Source organism: Brachybacterium sp. GCM10030267 (assembly GCF_042666875.1).
Lineage (GTDB): Bacteria > Actinomycetota > Actinomycetes > Actinomycetales > Dermabacteraceae > Brachybacterium.
The window spans coordinates 24,897-44,164 of record NZ_JBHTCX010000016.1 but is presented as its reverse complement, the minus strand read 5'-3'; the positions used below and the strand labels follow the sequence as shown (position 1 = coordinate 44,164).

Annotated in this window: 17 protein-coding genes; 7 read left to right on the top strand and 10 right to left on the bottom strand. The window is 71.5% G+C overall.

What is annotated here, in order from left to right:
* Positions 1–37: 37 nt before the first annotated feature.
* Entirely contained in the window at positions 38–940 is a 903-nt protein-coding gene (locus ACFQS2_RS14565) for a putative RNA methyltransferase (RefSeq protein WP_377794212.1), read from the bottom strand.
* A 20-nt stretch (positions 941–960) separates the two neighbouring features.
* Positions 961–3,387 (bottom strand): ATP-binding cassette domain-containing protein, encoded by a 2,427-nt coding sequence (locus ACFQS2_RS14560; RefSeq protein ID WP_377794211.1) that lies wholly within the window; start codon positions 3,385–3,387, stop codon positions 961–963.
* Between the two features lie 134 nt (positions 3,388–3,521).
* On the opposite strand from ACFQS2_RS14560, the gene ACFQS2_RS14555 reads away from it, so the two are divergent.
* Together ACFQS2_RS14555 and ACFQS2_RS14550 are read left to right on the top strand one after the other, a co-directional pair.
* Positions 3,522–4,319 (top strand): MerR family transcriptional regulator, encoded by a 798-nt coding sequence (locus ACFQS2_RS14555; protein ID WP_377794210.1) that lies wholly within the window; start codon positions 3,522–3,524, stop codon positions 4,317–4,319.
* Entirely contained in the window at positions 4,316–5,761 is a 1,446-nt protein-coding gene (locus ACFQS2_RS14550) for a mycothione reductase (protein WP_377794209.1), read from the top strand. Before ACFQS2_RS14555 ends, ACFQS2_RS14550 begins: the two co-directional genes overlap by 4 nt.
* A gap of 58 nt (positions 5,762–5,819) precedes the next feature.
* Here ACFQS2_RS14550 and ACFQS2_RS14545 read toward each other — a convergent pair whose 3' ends face one another.
* Entirely contained in the window at positions 5,820–7,367 is a 1,548-nt protein-coding gene (locus ACFQS2_RS14545; RefSeq protein WP_377020262.1) for an LCP family protein, read from the bottom strand.
* Positions 7,368–8,740: 1,373 nt separating this feature from the next.
* Here ACFQS2_RS14545 and ACFQS2_RS14540 point away from each other — a divergent pair.
* Positions 8,741–10,228: a GuaB1 family IMP dehydrogenase-related protein gene (locus ACFQS2_RS14540; RefSeq protein WP_377794208.1), complete on the top strand. Its 1,488-nt coding sequence runs from the start codon at positions 8,741–8,743 to the stop codon at positions 10,226–10,228.
* A gap of 16 nt (positions 10,229–10,244) precedes the next feature.
* On the top strand, positions 10,245–11,243 hold the full coding sequence (gene galE, locus ACFQS2_RS14535) for a UDP-glucose 4-epimerase GalE (protein ID WP_377794207.1): 999 nt from the start codon (positions 10,245–10,247) through the stop codon (positions 11,241–11,243).
* 124 nt (positions 11,244–11,367) lie between these two features.
* Here the strand turns inward: galE and ilvA are convergent, their stop codons facing one another.
* From ilvA to ACFQS2_RS14520, 3 genes are read right to left on the bottom strand one after another with little or no spacing between them, the layout of a single operon-like run.
* Positions 11,368–12,717 (bottom strand): threonine ammonia-lyase IlvA, encoded by a 1,350-nt coding sequence (gene ilvA, locus ACFQS2_RS14530; RefSeq protein WP_377794206.1) that lies wholly within the window; start codon positions 12,715–12,717, stop codon positions 11,368–11,370.
* The gene (gene ispF / locus ACFQS2_RS14525) at positions 12,714–13,211 is read right to left on the bottom strand and encodes a 2-C-methyl-D-erythritol 2,4-cyclodiphosphate synthase (RefSeq protein ID WP_377794205.1); all 498 of its coding nucleotides are present in this window, start codon (positions 13,209–13,211) and stop codon (positions 12,714–12,716) included. Before ispF ends, ilvA begins: the two co-directional genes overlap by 4 nt.
* Positions 13,208–13,507: a PTS sugar transporter subunit IIB gene (locus ACFQS2_RS14520; protein WP_377020267.1), complete on the bottom strand. Its 300-nt coding sequence runs from the start codon at positions 13,505–13,507 to the stop codon at positions 13,208–13,210. The genes ispF and ACFQS2_RS14520 overlap by 4 nt, the downstream gene beginning before the upstream one ends.
* 148 nt (positions 13,508–13,655) lie before the next feature.
* On the opposite strand from ACFQS2_RS14520, the gene ACFQS2_RS14515 reads away from it, so the two are divergent.
* A complete protein-coding gene (locus tag ACFQS2_RS14515) occupies positions 13,656–14,408 on the top strand; it encodes a 2-C-methyl-D-erythritol 4-phosphate cytidylyltransferase (protein ID WP_377020268.1) in 753 nt (250 codons plus the stop codon).
* 10 nt (positions 14,409–14,418) lie between these two features.
* The gene (locus tag ACFQS2_RS14510; protein WP_377020269.1) at positions 14,419–14,730 is read left to right on the top strand and encodes a hypothetical protein; all 312 of its coding nucleotides are present in this window, start codon (positions 14,419–14,421) and stop codon (positions 14,728–14,730) included.
* Between the two features lie 126 nt (positions 14,731–14,856).
* Here ACFQS2_RS14510 and ACFQS2_RS14505 read toward each other — a convergent pair whose 3' ends face one another.
* The gene (locus tag ACFQS2_RS14505) at positions 14,857–15,636 is read right to left on the bottom strand and encodes a 2-C-methyl-D-erythritol 4-phosphate cytidylyltransferase (RefSeq protein WP_377794204.1); all 780 of its coding nucleotides are present in this window, start codon (positions 15,634–15,636) and stop codon (positions 14,857–14,859) included.
* Positions 15,637–15,650: 14 nt separating this feature from the next.
* Complete coding sequence (locus tag ACFQS2_RS14500; RefSeq protein ID WP_377020271.1) at positions 15,651–16,133, bottom strand: CarD family transcriptional regulator; 483 nt, start codon at positions 16,131–16,133, stop codon at positions 15,651–15,653.
* 194 nt (positions 16,134–16,327) lie between these two features.
* On the opposite strand from ACFQS2_RS14500, the gene ACFQS2_RS14495 reads away from it, so the two are divergent.
* Entirely contained in the window at positions 16,328–16,891 is a 564-nt protein-coding gene (locus ACFQS2_RS14495; protein ID WP_377794203.1) for a hypothetical protein, read from the top strand.
* A gap of 69 nt (positions 16,892–16,960) precedes the next feature.
* Here the strand turns inward: ACFQS2_RS14495 and ACFQS2_RS14490 are convergent, their stop codons facing one another.
* Positions 16,961–17,665 (bottom strand): response regulator, encoded by a 705-nt coding sequence (locus ACFQS2_RS14490; RefSeq protein ID WP_377020273.1) that lies wholly within the window; start codon positions 17,663–17,665, stop codon positions 16,961–16,963.
* A 1-nt stretch (position 17,666) separates the two neighbouring features.
* A complete protein-coding gene (locus tag ACFQS2_RS14485; protein WP_377794202.1) occupies positions 17,667–19,109 on the bottom strand; it encodes a sensor histidine kinase in 1,443 nt (480 codons plus the stop codon).
* Positions 19,110–19,268: the final 159 nt, after the last annotated feature.

Here is a 19,268-nt window from a genome sequence, read left to right as displayed (position 1 = left end):
GGGTGCGGGGTGCGGGGTGCGGGGTGCGGGGAGCGGGTCAGCGGGGGCGGTGCACGCTGATCAGCACGGAGACGGTGACCGGCGGCGGTGAGGCCGGGTCGAGACGGGCGAGGGCAGCATCCAGATCGGCGACCTCGAGGTGCCGGGCGCTCGGGGTCATCCAGGCCAGGTCCCGGGCGGTCTCCGCGGACAGGGACAGGTCGACGTGGAGCTCGCGCCGGGCGGTCTCCGCGAAGTGCGGGTCCAGGGCGGCGTGCACCCGCTCCTCCTTGTGGGGATCGACGGCGACCATGCCGGGGACCAGCTCGCGCAGCTGGGCGAGGTGCCCCTCGAGCGGCCGCACCACGATCAGGCTCCCGCCGGGGCGCAGCACGCGCGCGAACTCGGTGGGGTTGCGCGGGGCGAAGGCATCCAGCAGCAGGTCGGCACAGCCGTCGGCGAGGGGGAGCGGGGCGAACACGTCCGCGCTGCAGACCGCCGCGCGGTCATGGCTGCGAGCGGCGAAGCGCAGTGAGCGGACGGAGGTGTCGAAGCCCAGCCCGCGAGCGGCGGGGAAGCGATCCAGGAGCCCGGCGAGGTAGTAGCCGGGCCCGCATCCGGCATCGAGGATGGTCGGGGCCGGGCTGCTGCTGCGGGGAGCGTCCGCGGCCAGGTCCGGGACGTGTGACTCGGCGAGGTCACCGATCGCCTCGAGAAGGGGAGCGTAGGCCCCGGTGGCCAGGAACCGCTGCCTGGCCCGGGCCATCTCGTCGTCGTCCCCGCTGGTGGCGCCGCTGCCGCTCAGCAGTGAGACGTAGCCGGCGCGAGCGAGGTCGAAGGTGTGCCCGTGGCTGCAGCGCAGCATGTTCTGCGAGGCCTGCAGGGCGCCTCCGCAGGCGGGGCAGCGCAGCGCATCGAGGAGCCCTGCCAGGGCGGAGGGGACGGCGGTCGGCACCCACATAGAGTACGTGCCGTCGGCCCTCAGGCCTCAGCCCCCTCCACGGCGGCGGTCGCGTGCTTTCCGGCCGAGGAGATGTACTCCCGCAGGTGCTGGCCGGTCAGGGTCGAGGCATCCGCGACCAACTGCGCCGGAGTGCCCTCGAAGACGACCTCGCCGCCTTCGACGCCGGCTCCCGGTCCCAGATCGATGATCCAGTCCGCGTGCGCCATCACGGCCTGATGGTGCTCGATCACGATGACGGTCTTCCCGGTCTCGACCAGCCTGTCCAGCAGGGCCAGCAGATTGCCCACGTCGGCCAGATGCAGCCCCGTGGTCGGTTCGTCGAGGACGAAGACACCACCCTTGTCGCCCATGTGGGTGGCGAGCTTGAGCCGCTGGCGCTCGCCTCCGGAGAGCGTCGTCAGCGGCTGCCCGATCGTGAGATACCCGAGCCCGACATCGCTCATGTGCCCCAGCAGCTTCGCCGCGGTCGGCACCTTCGACTCCGGGGCGGAGAAGAACTCCCGGGCCTCGTCCACCGACATCAGCAGGACGTCGGCGATGTTCGTCCCGCCGAGCGTGTACTCGAGCACGGCCGCCTGGAACCGCCTGCCCTCGCACTCCTCGCACGGGGTCGTGACCGTCTCCATGAAGCCGAGCTCGGTGAAGATCACGCCCGCGCCCTTGCAGACCGGGCAGGCCCCCTCCGAGTTGTTGGAGAACAGGGCAGGCTTCACGCCATTTGCTTTGGCGAAGGCCTTCCGGATGGGCTCGAGCAGCCCGGTGTAGGTCGCCGGGTTGGAGCGGCGGGAGCCGCGGATGGCGGATTGGTCGACGACGGTGACATCGGCCCCGCGCGGCAGGCTGCCGTGGACCAGTGAGCTCTTGCCCGACCCGGCGACCCCGGTGATGACGCTGAGCACCCCCAGCGGGATGTCGACGTCGACGTCGCGGAGGTTGTGGTGGCTCGCGCCGCGGATCTCGATCGCCCCGCTCCGCTCGCGCACCTGCTCTTTCAGAGCGACGCGCCGGTCGAGGTGGCGGCCGGTCAGGGTGGCGGAGGCGCGCAGGCCCTCCACGTCCCCTTCGTACTGAAGCCGGCCGCCCTCGGCGCCGGCGCGGGGGCCGAGGTCGACGACGTGGTCGGCGATCGCGATGGTCTCCGGCTTGTGCTCGACGACCAGCACGGTGTTGCCCTTGTCGCGCAGCGCCAGCAGTAGCTGGTTCATGGTGGCGATGTCGTGGGGATGCAGACCGATGGTGGGCTCATCGAACACGTAGGTGACGTCGGTCAGCGCCGAGCCGAGGTGGCGGATCATCTTGGTGCGCTGGGACTCGCCGCCCGAGAGCGTGCCGGAGGGGCGGTCCAGGGACAGGTACCCCAGCCCGATCATGACGAACGACTCCAGCAGGGCCGAGAGATTGCTCAGCAGCGGCGCGACCGTCGGCCCGCTGTGCCGCTCGCGCAAGGACTCGACCCAGCCCGCCAGATCGGTGATCTGCAGGGCGCTCGCGTCGGCGATGGAGACTCCGTCGATGGTGGAGGTGCGCGCGTGCTCCGCCAGACGCGTGCCCTCGCAGTCGGGGCAGACGATGAACTTCACGGCACGGTCCACGAACGCGCGCACATGGGGCTGCATGGACTCGCGATCCTTGTTCAGCATGGATTTCTGGATCTTCGGGATCAGACCCTCGTAGGTCATGTTCATCCCGTCGATCGAGATCTTCGTCGGCTCCTTGTACAGGAAGTCGTGCATTTGGCGCTTGGTGAAGGACTTGATCGGCTGGTCCGAGGGGTAGAAACCGGAGGAGGCGAAGATCTTCACGTACCAGCCGCCCGGTGAGTAGTTGGGGATCGTGAAGGGTCCCTCGTCCAGTGACTTGTTCTCGTCGTACAGCTCGGCGAGGTCGACGTCGGAGATCTGTCCCATGCCCTCGCAGCGCGGGCACATCCCGCCCACCCTGGAGTAGCTCGCCTTCTGGGCGATCGTCTTCTCGCCCTTGTCGACGGTGACCGCGCCGGCGCCGCTGACACTCGGCACGTTGAAGGAGTAGGCGCCCGGCCCCCCGACATGCGGCTCGGCGAGCTTAGAGAACAAGGTGCGCAGGTAGGCGCCCGCATCGGTGACGGTGCCGACGGTGGAGCGCACGTTGGCGCCCATCCGCTCCTGATCCACGATGATCGCCGTGGTGAGGTTCTGGAGCTCGTCGACATCGGGACGGGCGAGGGAGGGCATGAAGCCCTGCACGAAGGAGCTGTAGGTCTCGTTGATCATCCGCTGCGACTCCGCGGCGATCGTGCCGAAGACCAGCGAGCTCTTCCCGGAGCCGGAGACCCCGGTGAAGACGGTCAGCCGGCGCTTGGGGATGTCGAGCGAGACGTCGCGGAGGTTGTTCTCCCGGGCACCGCGCACCCGGATCGCATCGTGGGCATCGGCAGGCGGCTGGTGCGGCGAGGGGGCGGTCATCGGTTCCTCCAGGGCGTCGAGATCGTGCGACCGGTCCGGGTCCTGCGGTCCTCCAGCCTATCCTTGAAGAGCCGGTTGAGACCTGGTAGCCGGTGGCGCAGCCACGGGCGCGAAAATCCGCAAAGGAGGTCGAGATGCGGCCCATCGACCTGGCCCGTGAGCACGGGCTGTCGTCGCAAGCGGTGCGCAACTACGAGCAGGCCGGCGCCCTGCCGCCCGCGGAGCGCACCGCCTCCGGCCACCGGGTCTACACCGCCCGGCATGCGGCGGCGCTGCGGGCGTTCCTCGCCCTCGTGCAGGCGAGCGGCCACCGGCCGGCGCTGGAGATCATGACGGCACTGCACGCCGACGACGTCGAGCGGGCACTGGCGCTGCTCGACGGCGCGCATGCCCAGCTGCTGCGGGACCGCTCCACCCTCGACACGGTCGCACAGGCGGCCGGCGCTCTCACCGGCGAGGGCGACACCGCGGATGCCGCCGGGTCGACGTCGGCGCGCGGCGCGGGGACGCGCGGCACCGGCACCGGCGACACCCGGGCGGGAGGCGTCGCCCGGCTCCGGGACGCCCCGGGGCGCGACCTGCGCATCGGTGAGCTCGCGGCCCGGCTCGAGATCTCTCCGGCCACCCTGCGGGCGTGGGAGGACCAGGGACTGATCGCCCCGCCTCGCGAGCGGGGCAGCGGCCAGCGGCTGTATCCGCCGGCGCAGGTGCGCGACGCCGAGCTCGTCCACCTGCTGCGCCGCGCCGGCCACCGGCTGGAGGACATCGCCCTCGTCCTCGACCAGGTGCGCAGCATGGGGGAGACCTCATCGGTCCGCACCGCCCTGGAGGCCTCCCGCCGGCAGGTCACGGCGCGAGGCCTCGCCCTGCTCGAGGCGTCCGCCGCACTGGCCGCCTACGTCCGCCCCGAGGCGACTAGCCTGAGACGGTGACCGATGAGCAGACGCACGATGAGCCCACCCATTACGACATCGCCCTGATCGGGTCGGGCTCGGCCAATTCGTTCCCCGGCCCCGAGTTCGCCGATCGTCGCATCGTGCAGATCGACCGCGGAGTGGGCCCGGACCACGTGTTCGGCGGAACCTGCCTGAACGTGGGCTGCATCCCCACCAAGATGTTCGTCCACACCGCGAACCTCGCGCACGTGCCCGCCGAATCCGGCCGCTTCGGCCTGACCGAGCAGCTGCGCCACGTGGACTGGCGCGCCATCCGCGACCGCATCTTCGGGCGCATCGACCCGATCACCGCGGGCGGGGAGGCGTACCGCCGTGATCACGAGGACAACTCCAACCTCACATTGATCCGCGGCACCGCCACCTTCACCGGTCCCAAGACCCTCTCCGTCCTCGACCGCGACGGCGGCACCCGCACCATCACCGCGGACGACATCATCCTCGGCGCCGGGTCGCGCCCGATCCTGCCCCCGATCGACGGCCTCGAGGACGCTGAGCCCCACACGTCGGACACCATCATGCGCATCGAGGAGCTGCCCGCCTCCCTCGCGATCCTCGGCTCCGGCGTGATCGCCGTGGAGATGGCGCACGTGTTCGCCTCCCTCGGCGTCGAGGTCACCCTCATCGCCCGCTCCGAGCAGGTGCTGCGGGCGGCCGACGCCGACGTCTCGGCGCGGATCACCCAGATCCTCGGCGATCGACTGACGCTGCACACGCGACTGTCGACCACGTCGGTCCATCGCACCGACGAGGGGGTGCAGCTGCGCGGCCAACGCGACGGAGAGGAGATCGTGGTCCGCGCCGAGGAGCTGCTGGTCGCCACCGGACGCCGCCCGAACTCCGACCTGCTGGACGTCGCAGCCGCCGGCATCGACACCACCGCCGACGGTCGCGTGCTGGTCGACGCGCATCAGCGCGTCCTCGGCGGCGGCGAGGTGCTCGAGGGGATGTGGGCGCTGGGAGACCTCTCCAGCCCCCACCAGCTCAAGCACGTCGCCAACCACGAGCAGCGCATCGTCCGGCACAACCTCGCCCACCCCGAACAGCTGCGCCGCTCGGACACCATGCCGGTGCCCAGCGGGGTGTTCACCCATCCGCAGATCGCGTGGGTCGGGATGGACGAGGCCGCGGCGCGGGCCGACGGGCGGGACGTGAAGGTCGCCGTCCAGGAGTACGCCTCGATCGCCTACGGCTGGGCCATGGAGGACACCACCGGTTTCGCCAAGATCATCGCCGACGCCGAGACCACCGAGATCCTCGGCGCCCACATCATCGGCCCCGAGGCCACCACGCTGATCCAGCTGCTGATCCAGGCCATGAGCACCGGCCAGACCGCCCGGGACATCGCCACCACGCAGTACTGGATCCATCCGGCGATGCCGGAGCTGGTCGAGAACGCGCTGCTGCAGCTGGTGGACTGACCCGGCGGCGGGCCCCGGCCCGGTCGCCGGCCCGCCGCCGGGAGCCGGCGAGAAGTGCTCAGCCCTGTTCGGCGCCGGGGAGGCAGGACTTCAGCGGATCCTGTTCGATCTCGGGCGCCTTCTGCGACGAGTCCCCGGAGCCCTCGCTCGGCGTGGAGGACTCGTCGGTCGGTTCGGCCTCGGTGGTCTCCTCCTGCGAGGGAGTCTCCTCGGCGGGCGAGTCGCCCTCGTCGGTGCCGGGCTCGCCCTCGGGCGGGGCACCGGTCTCGGCGGGCTCGTCCGATCCGGGCTCGGTCTCGCCGATCACGGATTCCGGCGGATCCTGCTTCATGGAGTCCTCGATCGAGGCGTCGACCCAGTCCTCGAGGTAGTCCCAGTCGGCGTCGTAGGACGGTGTGACGTCCTGTGTGATCGGGTAGGAGGTGAACCCGCCCTCCTTGACCCGCAGGGCGAGATCGATGAAGGCGTCCAGATTCGAGACGGGGATGTCCGTCTGGATGTTCTCCTCGGTCGCGTTGACCAGCTTCGGGATGGACATGGCGACCGTCGCGGGGTCGGCCTCCTCGGTGACTGCGCGCACGATGCGCTGCTGGCGGCACATGCGGTTGAAGTCATTCGACCCCTCCCGGGAGCGTGCGTACCACAGCGCGTGGTAGCCGTCGAGCTCCTGCTCGCCGGGCTCGATGTATCCGGAGATGGGGCCGGCGCCGCCGCCGATGGGGATGCGACGCTCGACGACCATCTCCACGCCGCCCAGGGCGTTGACGAGGTCCTCGAAGCCCTGGAGGTTCACCATCGCGTAGTAGTCGGTCTCCAGGCCGAGGGTCTCCTCGACCGCCCACGTGGTCGCCGTCAGCCCCGGGTTCGGGTCGTCCGGGAAGAGATCCGGACGGTCCTCCGCCCAGGTCCACACGGCGTTGATGAGGTTCTGCTGCGGCCCGAAGTAGTCGAAGCCGTCGGGGAACACCTCGGCCGCCGCCGTGCCCTCGGGGAACTCGACGCTCTCGAGGTTGCGGGGGATGGAGAACAGGGCCGTCTGCCCCGTCTTGGTGTCGATCGAGGCGACCATGAGCGTGTCCGGACGGGTCCCGGTGCGATCCGCACCGGCATCCTGCCCGAGCAGGAGGATGTTGACCCGTTCCTTGCCCGCCCAGGGATCCTTGCCGTCGGCCAGCGGATTGTCCCCGTTGCGCCCCCCGAACACCGTGTCGGACCCGAGCAGCCCCTGGTACGCCCACAGCGACTGGACGCCCCGACCGAACGGGACGGCGACGGCCACCACCATCAGCGCGGCGAGACCGAGGGCGACGAATCGCTTGGCCCCGGCCAGACGCTGCTCGGTGGAGTGGGCGAGGTTCGCCAGCACGATCTGCAGGCCCCAGACGAGCCCGACGACCACGACCGTGACCATGGCCCCGATCAGCAGGCCGCGGTTGGTGATCAGCATCATGGCGTTGCGCAGCGGATCGCCCACCTGCATGAACGCCACGACGGATACGAGCGCGAGAGCGAGCAGCGCCAGGAGCACCCAGCCCAGCCGGCGCATCCGCGTGGTCAGCAGGCCCGCCCCGGGAAGGATGGAGGTCAGGACGGTCCAGAACGCCACCTTCGGCAGCGAACCGGAGTCGGCGTCCGGGGCGCCCTCGCCGTCCGCGTCGCGTCGGGTGCGCAGGGGGCGCCGACCGTCGGCATCCGCGGCGCCCTCGGAGGGGACGGCGGAGGACGCAGGATCGTCGGAGTCGCCGCCGGATGACGCGGCACCGGGGCCGGCGGACGACGCGGGACCACCGGGGGACGCAGCACCGTGGGCGGCGGACGCCGGTCCCGCGGCCGCGGCCGCCTGCTGCCCCTCCGGGGCAACCGGTGCAGAGGGGACGGACGGTGCGGACTGCGCCGAGACGGGCGTCGTGCGTCCCGGGACGACGGTCGGGCCGCGCCCGCTCGAGTCGGGTTCGCCGCGCCGGTTCTGGCGCGCGGACTGCCCGCTGGACGAGTCCTCTGCCGTAGGGGCCTCGTCCGCCGGGCGAGATCCTGAGGGGAACGTCCGCGCCTGCGAGTAGTCCCGCGCGGCATCTCGCCGTTCGGCACCGAGGCCTTCGCTGGCACCCGGGGCGCCGGATCCGGCGCTGCTATCGGGCGTGATGGGGGGCGACGCGCCGGCGCCGGGCGCGAGAGGCTCGGCGGGGGATCGGGGAGCGTGATCGCTCGACCACGCGTCGGGCTCCGGAGAGCCCTCGGCGGCGGACCAGGCATCGTGCTCCGACGTGGAGGAAGACGCCGACGATGCGGAACCAGCGGAGGACCAGGCGTCGTGCTCGCCGGCGGACGCGGGCCCGGCGGCGTCAGCCGAGCCGGCCGCGCCAGCGGCTCCGGCGGCTCCGGCCGCGGCAGATCCCTGGAGCGGGAAGGCGGCACGGCGACCACGGGCACGTCTCGGCGCGGATCCGGTCGGCGACTGCGGCTCGCCGGACGGCTGCGTTCCGACCGGCGACGACGGCGACTGCGAGCCGGGCGGCGGCTGCGCGCCACCCGAGTGCGGCTCGGCGGAGGGCTGCTCCCCGCCGGAGGACCGAGAGCCGGAGGGCTGAGAGGCCGCGGTCTCCTCCGAACCGCCCGCAGGGGAATCGGGGAGGTCAGTGGCCGGCAGCTGCGCCGTGGGGGGCTCAGCCGCCGATGCGGGCTCTGCAGAGTCTCCGGAGGCCGGGGTCCCGCCGATCCACGTGCGCTTGGGCTTGCGGGCGCCGAAGGCGGCGTCACGATTCCTCTGCGCCTGGTCCGGCGGCAGGCTCGGGGAGTCGGCACGTCGGGCCGGATCTTGGTGTCTGCCGGACCGACGGCGCCGGCGCCGGGGGGCCGAGGGCGGGTCCGTCATGCACTACATCCTAGGTTCACGGCGTCGGATCCTCTCGCATGTCGCTGTGAGAACGTCGTGGAGGTCATGTGCAATATCCATCCGGGGTGCATCCGTATCCTGGTCCCATGCGCCTGATCCACACCCCGACGACGGACCTGACCTACGACGACTGCTTCTTCCTGCCGGCTCGTTCCGCGGTCACCTCCCGTTCCGACGTCGACCTCAGCAGCGACGACGGCACCGGCACCACCATCCCGCTGGTGGCCGCGAACATGACCGCCGTGACCGGCCGCCGGATGGCCGAGGTCATGGCACGGCGCGGCGGCCTCGCCGTGCTCCCGCAGGATCTCTCGCCGGAGCGGATCGACTCGATCGTGCGCTCGGTGAAGCAGCGAGACCTGCTCGTCGACCACCCACTCACGCTCACGGCGGACGGCACCCTGGGTCAGGCCGCGGAGCTGCTGCTCAAGCGCCCGCACCCCATCGTCGTCGTGGTCGATGAGCACCACCGCCCCCTCGGCGCCGTCTCCGCGGAGGAGATCGCCGGACGCGACTCCTTCGCCGCCGTGGGCGACGTGCTCAGCGAGGACGTTCCCATCCTCGGGACGGCGGACCTCGCCGTCGAACCCGCCGCACTGCACGGACGGATCGCCGCCACCCACCACGACGCCGCCATCGTCGTGGACGACGCACCCGGCCGGAGCGAAGGCGGAGGTGCCGGTGTGCTGCGGGGCGTCCTGACCGCCACCAGCGTGCTGCGCTCGACGATCTACCGCCCCGCCACCGACGACGCGGGCCGGCTGCGCATCGCCGTCGCCGTCGGCATCAACGCCGACGTCGCCACCCGGGTCCGCGACCTGGTCGATGCCGGCGTCGACGTGATCGTGCTGGACACGGCCCACGGCCATCAGGACCGCATGCTCGAGGCCCTGCGCAGCGCCCGCGGCGTGCTCGGGGACAGCGGGAGCACGCCCGTGCGCCTGGTCGCCGGGAACGTGGTCACTGCCGAGGGCACGCGCGAGCTGATCGAGGCCGGCGCGGACATCGTCAAGGTCGGTGTCGGTCCAGGCGCGATGTGCACCACCCGCATGATGACCGGCGTCGGCCGCCCGCAGTTCTCCGCAGTCCTCGAGTGCGCCGCCGAGGCCGAGCGGCTCGGCGGCCACGTGTGGGCCGACGGCGGGGTCCGCCACCCCCGTGACGTGGCGCTCGCGCTGGCGGCGGGCGCCTCCAACGTGATGATCGGCTCCTGGTTCGCCGGGACCTTCGAGTCCCCGGGCCAGATGCGCACCGACGAGAGCGGCCGCCGTTTCAAGGAGAGCTTCGGCATGGCCTCCAAGCGAGCCGTCTCCCATCGCACGGCCCACGAGGACGCCTTCGCCCGCGCCCGCAAGGGCCTGTTCGAGGAGGGCATCTCCACCTCCCGCATGTACCTCGCCGACGGCAGGGGAGGAGTGGAGGACCTGATCGACGAGATCACCGCCGGCGTGCGCTCCTCCTACACCTACGCGGGGGCCCGCACCACGGCCGAGTTCCGCGAGCGCGCCGTGATCGGGCTGCAGAGCGCCGCAGGCTATGCCGAGGGCCGGCCTGTCGCGGCGTCCTGGAGCTGAGCGCTAGGCTTCGAGCATGACGACTCTCGTGATCGGTGGCGCCGGGTACATCGGATCGCACGTGGTGCGACTCCTCGTCGAACGAGGGGAGACGGTGGTCGTGGTCGACAACCTCTCCACCGGGATCGAGCAGCGCACCGAGGGTGCCGAGCTGCTCGAGCTCGACATCACCGCACCCGACGCCAGCGAGAAGCTCGCCTTCCAGCTGCGGGCCTCCGGCGCGGACTCGGTGATCCACTTCGCCGCGCACAAGCAGGTCGGCGAATCCGTCGAGAAGCCCGAGATGTACTGGCACGACAACATCGGCGGTCTCGCCAACGTGCTGGCCGCCTGCGCGAGCGCCGAGGTGCGCGACGTCGTCTTCTCCTCCTCCGCCGCGGTCTACGGGATGCCCGACGTCGACCTCGTGACCGAGGAGCTCGAACCCCGGCCCATCAACCCCTACGGCGCGACCAAGTACGTCGGTGAATGGATGCTGGCCGACGCCGAACGCGCCCACGGGATGCGCACCGTGGCGCTGCGCTACTTCAACGTCGCCGGCGCCGGCTGGCCCGAGCTGGCCGACACCGCTGTGATGAACCTGGTGCCGATCGTCCTGGACCGCCTCGAGCAGGGGAAGGCGCCCGTGGTCTTCGGCGACGACTACGACACCCCCGACGGCACCTGCATCCGGGACTACGTGCACGTCCTGGACCTCGCCCACGCCCACATCGCTGCGCTGGACTACCTGCGCGGCGAGGATCGCCCCCACCGGGTGTTCAACGTCGGCACCGGCGAGGGCTCCAGCGTGCTGGAGGTCATCGACGCCATCGCCCGCGCCAAGGGCATCGAGATCACGCCCGAGATCGGCGAGCGCCGCCCCGGGGACCCCGCCCGCCTGATCTGCTCCGGGGACCGCATCGCCCAGCACCTCGGGTGGAAGTCCGAGCACGGGCTCGATGACATCGTCCGCTCGGCTGTCGAGGCTCGCTCCGCGACCGTGGAGCCCGACGTCGAGGCGTACCCAGGGGCCTGACGGCACATCCCCTCGGAGCCTGAGTCCGCTCGTCCAGAGACCTGACGGTGCCCACGCCGGCAGCCCATCCGCAGCCACCGCCCCGTCGGCGGATCGGCCATGCACGAGTGCTCAGGACGGGTGCTCAGGTGAGGTAGCGGTAGATCGGCTCGCTGGGGTCGATCCGTTCGATGTGCAGGTTCGAGGCCGCCATGCGAGACATCAGCGGTTCGAGGTCCGTGCGCTCGCCGATCTCGATCCCCACCAGCGCCGGCCCCTCCTCGCGGTTGTTGCGCTTGATGTAGTCGAACAGCACGATGTCGTCGTGGGGGCCGAGCACCCGGTCCAGGAAACGGCGCAGCGCCCCCGGCTCCTGGGGGAACGTGACCAGGAAGTAGTGCTTGAGGCCCTCGTGGACCAGGGAGCGCTCGACGATTTCGTGGTACCGGGAGACGTCGTTGTTGCCGCCCGAGAGGATGACGATGATGTCGCCGGTGCCCTCCGACGCGGCGTCGGCCGGCTCGCCGTCCACCTGACGTGTGCCGCCCTGTCGTGCGGTCGCTCCGGTTCCCCCGATCGCACCGGTGGCCACGGCGGTCGCGGCCAGCGCTCCGGCGGGCTCGGCGATGATGCCGTCGACCTGATAGAGCTCGAGCATCTCGGTGCAGACGGCGCCTTCGTCGACCGTCGTCAGCTCGGGCTCGGCGGCCTGCACCATTCGCAGGGGGTCCGCGCCGACCCGGCGCACCGAGGCCCCGTCGACGAAGCGATCCATGTCCTGCAGGGTCACGGGATGACCGGCCTTCAGCGCGGCGGCCATGGACGCCGCCCCGGCGGGTTCGACGCCGAGCATCCGCACCGACGGGGCGCGCTCGCGCAGCCAGGCGGCACAGCCGCCCAGCAGGCCGCCGCCGCCGACGGGGAGCACCATGGCGGCCGGCTCACGGCCGTGCTCGCTGCGCAGCTGCTGGACCGCCTCGAGCGCGACCGTGCCCTGTCCCGCCATGACCAGGGGGTCATCGAACGGCGGGACGGGGGTGGCGCCGGTGCGCTCGGCGTCCGCGGCCGCGGCCTCCGCCGCGTCGTCGAAGGTGTCGCCGATCAGCACCAGCTCGACGAGGTCACCGCCGATAGCGGTGATCCTCTCGCGCTTCTGCCGGGGCGTGGTGCCCGGGACGTAGATGCGGCCGTGGATGCCCAGGGACCGGCAGGCATGGGCGACGCCCTGGGCATGGTTGCCCGCGCTCGCGGCCACCACGCCGGCCTCGCGGGCGGCCCGGTCGAGGGAGTCGAGGAACAGATGGGCGCCGCGCAGCTTGTACGAGCGCACCGACTGGAGATCCTCGCGCTTGAGCCACACCGGCACTCCGGCCAGATCGCTCAGCCGCTCGCTGCGCAGCACGGGAGTGCGCCGCAGGGCCGGCTCGAGGCGCACGGCCGCGGCCTCGACGTCCTCGGCGCTCAGCGGCAGCGTGGCACCGGACGGCGCCGTCACGACTCCTCCTGAGCGGCCACCAGAGCGGTCGCCATCGCCGCCAGCCCTTCGCCGCGCCCCGTCAGGCCCAGAGCGTCCGTGGTGGTGCCCGAGACGGACACCGGAGCCCCGGCGGCCTCGCTCATCGCGGCGCAGGCCTCGTCGCGTCGGCGCGAGAGGTGCGGGCGATTGCCGATGACCTGCACCGAGACGTTGGAGACGGTGAATCCGGTCTCGCGGACCCGCCGAGCCGCCTCGGCGAGCAGACGCGCCCCCGGGGCCCCGGCCCACTCGGGCCGGTCGGTGCCGAAGTGCGCGCCCAGATCGCCGATGCCGGCTGCCGAGAAGAGCGCATCACAGGCGGCATGGCAGGCCACGTCGGCATCGGAGTGCCCGGACAGCCCGCGCTCGCCCTCCCAGTGCAGTCCCGCGACCCACAGCTCCCGCTGAGCGCCCTCCGGGGCGAAGGCGTGCACATCCACGCCGATGCCCACGCGCGGCAGGCCGGGCGTCATTCCCCGCCCTGCGCGTCGATCCGGGCGAGCAGACGGTCGATGTCGTCGTAGGTGACCTGGGGGCTGGTGCCCAGGAGCAGGGGCATCCCCGAGACCGTCGGGACGCCGAGAGCGGCCGGCAGATCCACGGTGCTGACGACGAGATCGGCGTGGAAATCCGCAGAGAGCAGGTCCATCACGGTCGCCTGGACGACGTGCGCGTCGCGGCCCTGGGAGGCGATGTGATCACGCACCTGCTCCGCGACGAGCGCGGAGGTGGCGATCCCCGCGCCGCACACGATGGCAATGGTGAGCATTCGATCTCCTGGACAGGTCGGAAGTGGGAGGCCGGCGGCCACGGACGACTGCGGTCCGCGGGCGTGACGGTGCCCGGGCGCCGGTCGATTCTGTCACGAGCAGGCTGAGCGGTCCACGAACGCTCCCGCGGACGTCTACGATGCCAGCGTGAATTCGTCCCGTCGCCACCGTTCCCGCCGGCGCGGCCGCGCCGCGGCAGTGGTGCTGGCCGGCGGGTCCGGCAGCCGGGTCGGCGCCGGGATCAACAAGGCCTTCCTTCCTCTGGCCGGGCGCAGCATCGCCAGCTGGGCGCTGAACACGCTGGCCACGGTCGAGGGCGTCGGGATCCTGGTGTTCGTGGTCCGGCCCGACGATCTCGAGCACGCGCGCTTCGTGGCCGGCCGCGAGACCGACGAGCCCCCCGAGATCATCACCGGCGGCGACACCCGCCAGGAGTCCGAGCTGCTGGCGCTGCGTCATCTGGCCGACCGCATCGACACCGGCGCGGTCGACACCGTCCTCATCCACGACGCGGCCCGGCCGCTGGTCTCCCACGGGCTCGCCGCCGCCGTGCTGCACGCCGCGCGGGAGAGCGGGGGAGCGGTCCCCGGGATGCCCGCCGTGGACATCGCACCCGTGGGCCGGCCCGGTCGCCTCGCCGCGGGGGACGGGTTCCGCCCGGACAGCCTGGTGCGGGTCCAGACCCCGCAGGGCTTCCACGCCGCCACGATCCTGGACGCCTACGAGGCCGCCGCCCGGGACGGCTTCGTCGGCACCGACACCGCCTCCTGCGCCGAGGCCTACACGGATACCCGCGTGACCTGGGTCCGCGGGGAGGAGACCAACTTCAAGATCACCTACGGCCAGGATCTGCTCCTGGCGCAGGACGTGGTGACCGCGCTAGGTTTGAGGACCGGGTGAGGAGGAGCTGATGTCCGTCCAGGAGAGCTTCCTGCGATGCACCGCCTGCGAGCAGGAGGCGGAGCACGTCGTCATCTATGCCGGGCGCTTCGTCTCCGAGATCCAGTGCACCGGCTGCGGAGCGCTCACGCGCCTGGACGTCTCCGACGCCTACCTTCCCGATCTCCGGCAGCGCATCTCCAGCAAGCCGGGTCGCCTCGTGCGTCGCCTGCGCAACGATCCCGGGGAGCTCGCCACCAGCCTCCCTCATCGCACGCTGTCGAAGCCGAAGCGGATGGTCGAGGAGTTCCGCACCGTCTGGCGCAGCCGACGACGAGGCTGACCACGCTGATGGCGCCCGGTCCCGGCCGCCGCGCTGGGCCACGGCGCTGGGGGCACCGCGGGGGCACAGGTCCCTCGGGCGCTTCGCCGCCGCCGAAGGGATCCGATGCGCGGCCGTGCGAGCCCGTCAGGACCGTCGAGCGAGACCGTGGTGCTGCGAGGTGTCGCGCGCCAGCCCCAGGGCGATCTGCGCTCTCCACAGACTCAGCCGGTCCACGACCGCGAAGCCGGCATGGGAACCGTGGACGGTGCGCACGTCCGCCCCGTCGGCCAGGGCCGCGAGAATCTCGTCGTACGGCTCCGCGGAGCCGGCCCCGGCTCCGACCCCGTCGGAATGACCCGGACGTTCCGCCTCCCCCGCGACGCGGGCCTCCGGCCTGGCCAGGGCGCGCTCGAGCGTCGCCCGGCGCAGCAGGCGCGGGCTCTGCATCGCTGCCACGCTCGAGCGGTCGATGTTGTGCAGGCCGTCGTGGTCGACGCCCTTGACGGAATCGGTCATCGCGACCACGGGGACCACGGCGTCGATGCCCGCCCCGAGCGCGGCGAGCACCTCGGTCACGACCGTCGCCGGGGTCAGGGCGCGCTCGGCATCGTGGATCAGCAGCAGATCGTCGGTGGTCGCCGCGAGGGCGACGGAGAGGCTCGCGCGCCGGTCACCGTCGCTCGCGAGCACCTGTGCCCGGTCACCGAGGACGCGGCGCAGCGCGGGCACCGAATCGTGAGGGGCCACGACCACGGGCGAGGAGAGGCCCGCACCCTCGAGTGTGGTGAGCAGGCGTTCGATCAGCCGCGAGCCCCCGAGCATCTCCAGACAGGGCGCCACGGCCCCGTGGGAGGCGCCGGGAGCCAGTGGCGTACGGGCGAGGACGATCGGCCGCACCGGGGGCGTCGTCGGGGAATCCGGCACCGAGAGGATCCGGTTCAGGAGGCGAGGACCTCGTCGAGGATCGACTCGGCACTGGCCTCGTCGGTCTTCTCCGCGAGCGCCAGCTCGGAGACGAGGATCTGGCGCGCCTTGGCGAGCATGCGCTTCTCTCCTGCGGAGAGCCCGCGGTCCTGATCGCGGCGCCACAGATCGCGCACGACCTCGGCCACCTTCTTCACGTCACCGGAGGCGAGCTTCTCGACGTTCGCCTTGTAACGACGGGACCAGTTGGTGGGTTCTTCGGTGTAGGGCTGGCGCAGCACCTCGAACACCTCATCGAGCCCCTGCTTGTCCACCACGTCGCGCACGCCGACCAGGTCGACGTTGTCGGCGGGGACCTCGATGGTCAGATCGCCCTGAGCGACCTTCAGCTTGAGGTAGGTACGATCCTCTCCCTTGACGATGCGGGTCTTGACCTCTTCGATGAGCGCTGCACCGTGGTGCGGGTATACGACAGTTTCGCCAACGGCAAAATTCATGTGGTGGGCCCCTTTCCGCGCATCAGTCTATCACCGGTGTCTCATGCTAAAATTCGCGCCCCCGCGCGAAGGTGCTGTTCAGAGGTGCGACTCAGGGGTGCGACGCGGCAGGGACGCAGCGCGACGGCGAAGGCGGTCCACGGTGGGGGAGCGCGTCATCGGGCACGCCGATCCGGGGGTCGCGGTGGGGTATCGTGGCACTGCTGTCCCCGGAACATCCCGCCGTCCTCCGCGGCACCGAACAGGAGTCCTCCGTGCGCCGTCCCCGCCGTCTCGTGCTCTCCGCAGCCGCCCTGGGCCTCGCCCTCGCCGCCACCGGTTGCACGTACTTCAATCCGGTGCAGACGCACGACTTCTACCAGGCCGGCGACGGCACCAACGCGAACATCGAGCAGTCCGGTCAGCTGGCCGCCGGGATCCGCAACGCGATCGTCGTGGTCGCCGAGGACGGCAGTGCGGCGTTCTCCGCCACCGCTGTGAACTACACCGACCAGGAGCTCACCGTCGAGCTCAAGGGCATCGGGGACGATGGCAGCACCGTCTTCTCCTCGCAGGTGACCGTGCCCGCCCAGCAGACGCTCGAGCTCGGGCCGGGGGAGGGCCAGGAGCCGGTCGAGATCGGTGACCTGGGCGCACAGCCCGGCAGCGTCATCGATCTGAGCATCACCGTCGGCGAGCAGAGCACCGTGATCACGTTGCCCATCATCAGCACGGAGCTCGGCCACTACGGGCTCGAGTCGGCCCCTGCCGAGGGCTGAGACCGCACGATCCCCGGCGCGGCATCCGCGCCTCCGTGACGGCTGGCCGGGTGGATCACCGGCCGGATCTCAGCCGACGGATGACTGCCCGGCGGACTCGAACTTGTAGCCCAGCCCGCGCACCGTCACGAGGTGGACCGGGTTCTTCGGGTCATCCTCGATCTTCGCGCGCAGACGCTTGACGTGGACGTCGAGGGTCTTGGTGTCCCCGACGTAGTTGGCGCCCCACACGCGGTCGATGAGCTGACCCCGGGTCAGCACGCGATCGACATTGCGCAGCAGCATCTCCAGCAGCTCGAACTCCTTGAGGGGGAGCGAGACCTCCTCGCCGTGGACCTGGACCACGTGGCGCTCCACGTCCATCAGGATGTTGCCGGCGCTCAGCGCCGTGTCCTCCTCGGTCTCGGCCGAGTCCTGGCCGCGCCGCAGAACGGCCTTGATGCGGGCCAGCAGCTCTCGCGAGGAGTACGGCTTGGTGACGTAGTCGTCGGCGCCGAGCTCGAGGCCCAGGACCTTGTCGAACTCGTCGTCCTTGGCCGTGAGCATGACGACCGGCACGCTCGAGGTGCGCCGGATCTCGCGGCACACCTCGGTGCCGCTCATCCCCGGCAGCATCAGGTCCAGCAGCACCAGGTCGGCGCCGTGGGCGGAGAAGATCCGCAGCCCGTCGGTGCCGTTGTCGGCGACCGCGACCTCGTACCCCTCCTTGCGCAGCGAGTACGACAGGGGATCGGAGAACGATTCCTCGTCCTCCACGATCAGGATGCGCGTCATGTCAACTTCCCTTTCCCGGCGTGTGGTCCGGTGCAACGGTACGCGAGTCCTCGCCGGAGCCGGATCGCCCCGTGCTGCCCGGGCCCGGTGATGCCTTCTGAGGCGCCGCGTCGTCCTGCGCCGCCTCGTCCTGTGCGGCCGCGCTCTGCGCCGCCTCGTTCGATGTCGTGCTCGGACCCCGCGCCGGGGAGGCACCCTCGACCGGGTTCTCCTCCGGGGAGGCGTCGTCCGATGGCGTCCCGGCTCCGGAGGCCGAGCGCTGGGGGTCCTCCGCGGGCCTCGCACCGCCGACGGTGATCGTCTCGGTGCGGCCCATCTCCGGGAGGCGGAGCGTGAACGTCGATCCCTGCCCGGGCATCGACCACGCGGTCACCTCGCCGCCGTGATCGGTCGCGATGTGCTTGACGATCGCGAGCCCCAGTCCGGAGCCCCCGGTGTCCCGGGAGCGGGCCTTGTCCACCCGGAAGAACCGCTCGAAGACCCGCTCGAGGTTCTCCTTGGAGATCCCGATGCCCTGATCCTTGACCGACAGCTCGATCATCCCGCCGTCGCGACGCACCGAGACCCCGACCCGCGTATGCGGCTCCGAGTAGGTGATCGCGTTGGAGATCAGGTTGGACAGGGCGGTGGTCAGCATCGAGGCAGATCCGTAGACCCGCAGACCGTTCGTCCCCCCGACGGCCACCTCGATCTTCGACCCCAGCGCGAAATTGCGGTTCAGGCCGACGGCCTGCTCGACGACCTCGTCGATCTCGACCGGTTCCGCGTTCAGGAGTGCGGAGCTGCCCTGGACCCGCGAGAGCTCGATGATCTCCTGGACCAGGTGCGAGAGGCGGCGCGTCTCGGTCTGCATGTGCTCCGCGAACCGGCGCACCGCGTCGGGATCCTCGGCGGCGTCCTCCATCGTCTCGGCCAGCAGCGTGATCGCGCCGACCGGCGTCTTTAGCTCGTGGGACACGTTGGCCACGAAGTCGCGTCGGGTCTCCTCCACGCGGACCGCACGGGTGAGATCGTCGGCCAGCAGCAGCGCGCCGTGCTCTCCGAGGGCGCCGATGCGCACATCGATGACCGCGTCGGAGTCGCCGCGGCTGGAGCGCCGAAGGGTCAGGCGCTCGTCGCGGAAGCCGCCGTTGCGGCCGACATCGGACGCCAGTTCCATCAGCTCGGCGTTGGCCAGTCGCGGGTAATCACCCTCGGCGGCACGGACGATGCCGTACGAGTAGGCGAGCGGGGAGGCGCGCAGCACATCGCCGCTGGCATCGAGCACGACGTACGCCGAGGACAGGATCGCGAGCACTTCCGCGGCGGAATCCGGCACGACCGGCTGCGGCGCCGACGGGGCCGCCGAGGGCCGACGGTCCGATCGCTTCAGCGCCAGGGTCGCCGCGCAGCCGATCACGAGACCTATCGCTCCGGCGAGCAGGAGAAGGGCTGTCAAGGGCACCCGTACAGCCTAGGCCCGTCGCGGCGCCCGCCTGGCCTTCCGCGGCCGGACGCGAGAGACTGAGGGTCAGGAGTTCACGGGGGAGACGCTCGGAGTTCACTTATCGCCGGTGCGCGTTCATCCGAGGTTGCGACAATCCGTGGCGAAGCCCCCATCAGA

Excerpts from the sequence above, each read along its gene's own strand:
- ACFQS2_RS14565 (WP_377794212.1), bottom strand. The coding sequence starts at position 940 with ATGTGGGTGCCGACCGCCGTCCCCTCCGCCCTGGCAGGGCTCCTCGAT.
- ACFQS2_RS14560 (WP_377794211.1), bottom strand. The coding sequence starts at position 3,387 with ATGACCGCCCCCTCGCCGCACCAGCCGCCTGCCGATGCCCACGATGCG.
- ACFQS2_RS14555 (WP_377794210.1), top strand. The coding sequence starts at position 3,522 with ATGCGGCCCATCGACCTGGCCCGTGAGCACGGGCTGTCGTCGCAAGCG.
- ACFQS2_RS14540 (WP_377794208.1), top strand. The coding sequence starts at position 8,741 with ATGCGCCTGATCCACACCCCGACGACGGACCTGACCTACGACGACTGC.
- galE (WP_377794207.1), top strand. The coding sequence starts at position 10,245 with ATGACGACTCTCGTGATCGGTGGCGCCGGGTACATCGGATCGCACGTG.
- ispF (WP_377794205.1), bottom strand. The coding sequence starts at position 13,211 with ATGACGCCCGGCCTGCCGCGCGTGGGCATCGGCGTGGATGTGCACGCC.
- ACFQS2_RS14520 (WP_377020267.1), bottom strand. The coding sequence starts at position 13,507 with ATGCTCACCATTGCCATCGTGTGCGGCGCGGGGATCGCCACCTCCGCG.
- ACFQS2_RS14510 (WP_377020269.1), top strand. The coding sequence starts at position 14,419 with ATGTCCGTCCAGGAGAGCTTCCTGCGATGCACCGCCTGCGAGCAGGAG.
- ACFQS2_RS14500 (WP_377020271.1), bottom strand. The coding sequence starts at position 16,133 with ATGAATTTTGCCGTTGGCGAAACTGTCGTATACCCGCACCACGGTGCA.
- ACFQS2_RS14490 (WP_377020273.1), bottom strand. The coding sequence starts at position 17,665 with ATGACGCGCATCCTGATCGTGGAGGACGAGGAATCGTTCTCCGATCCC.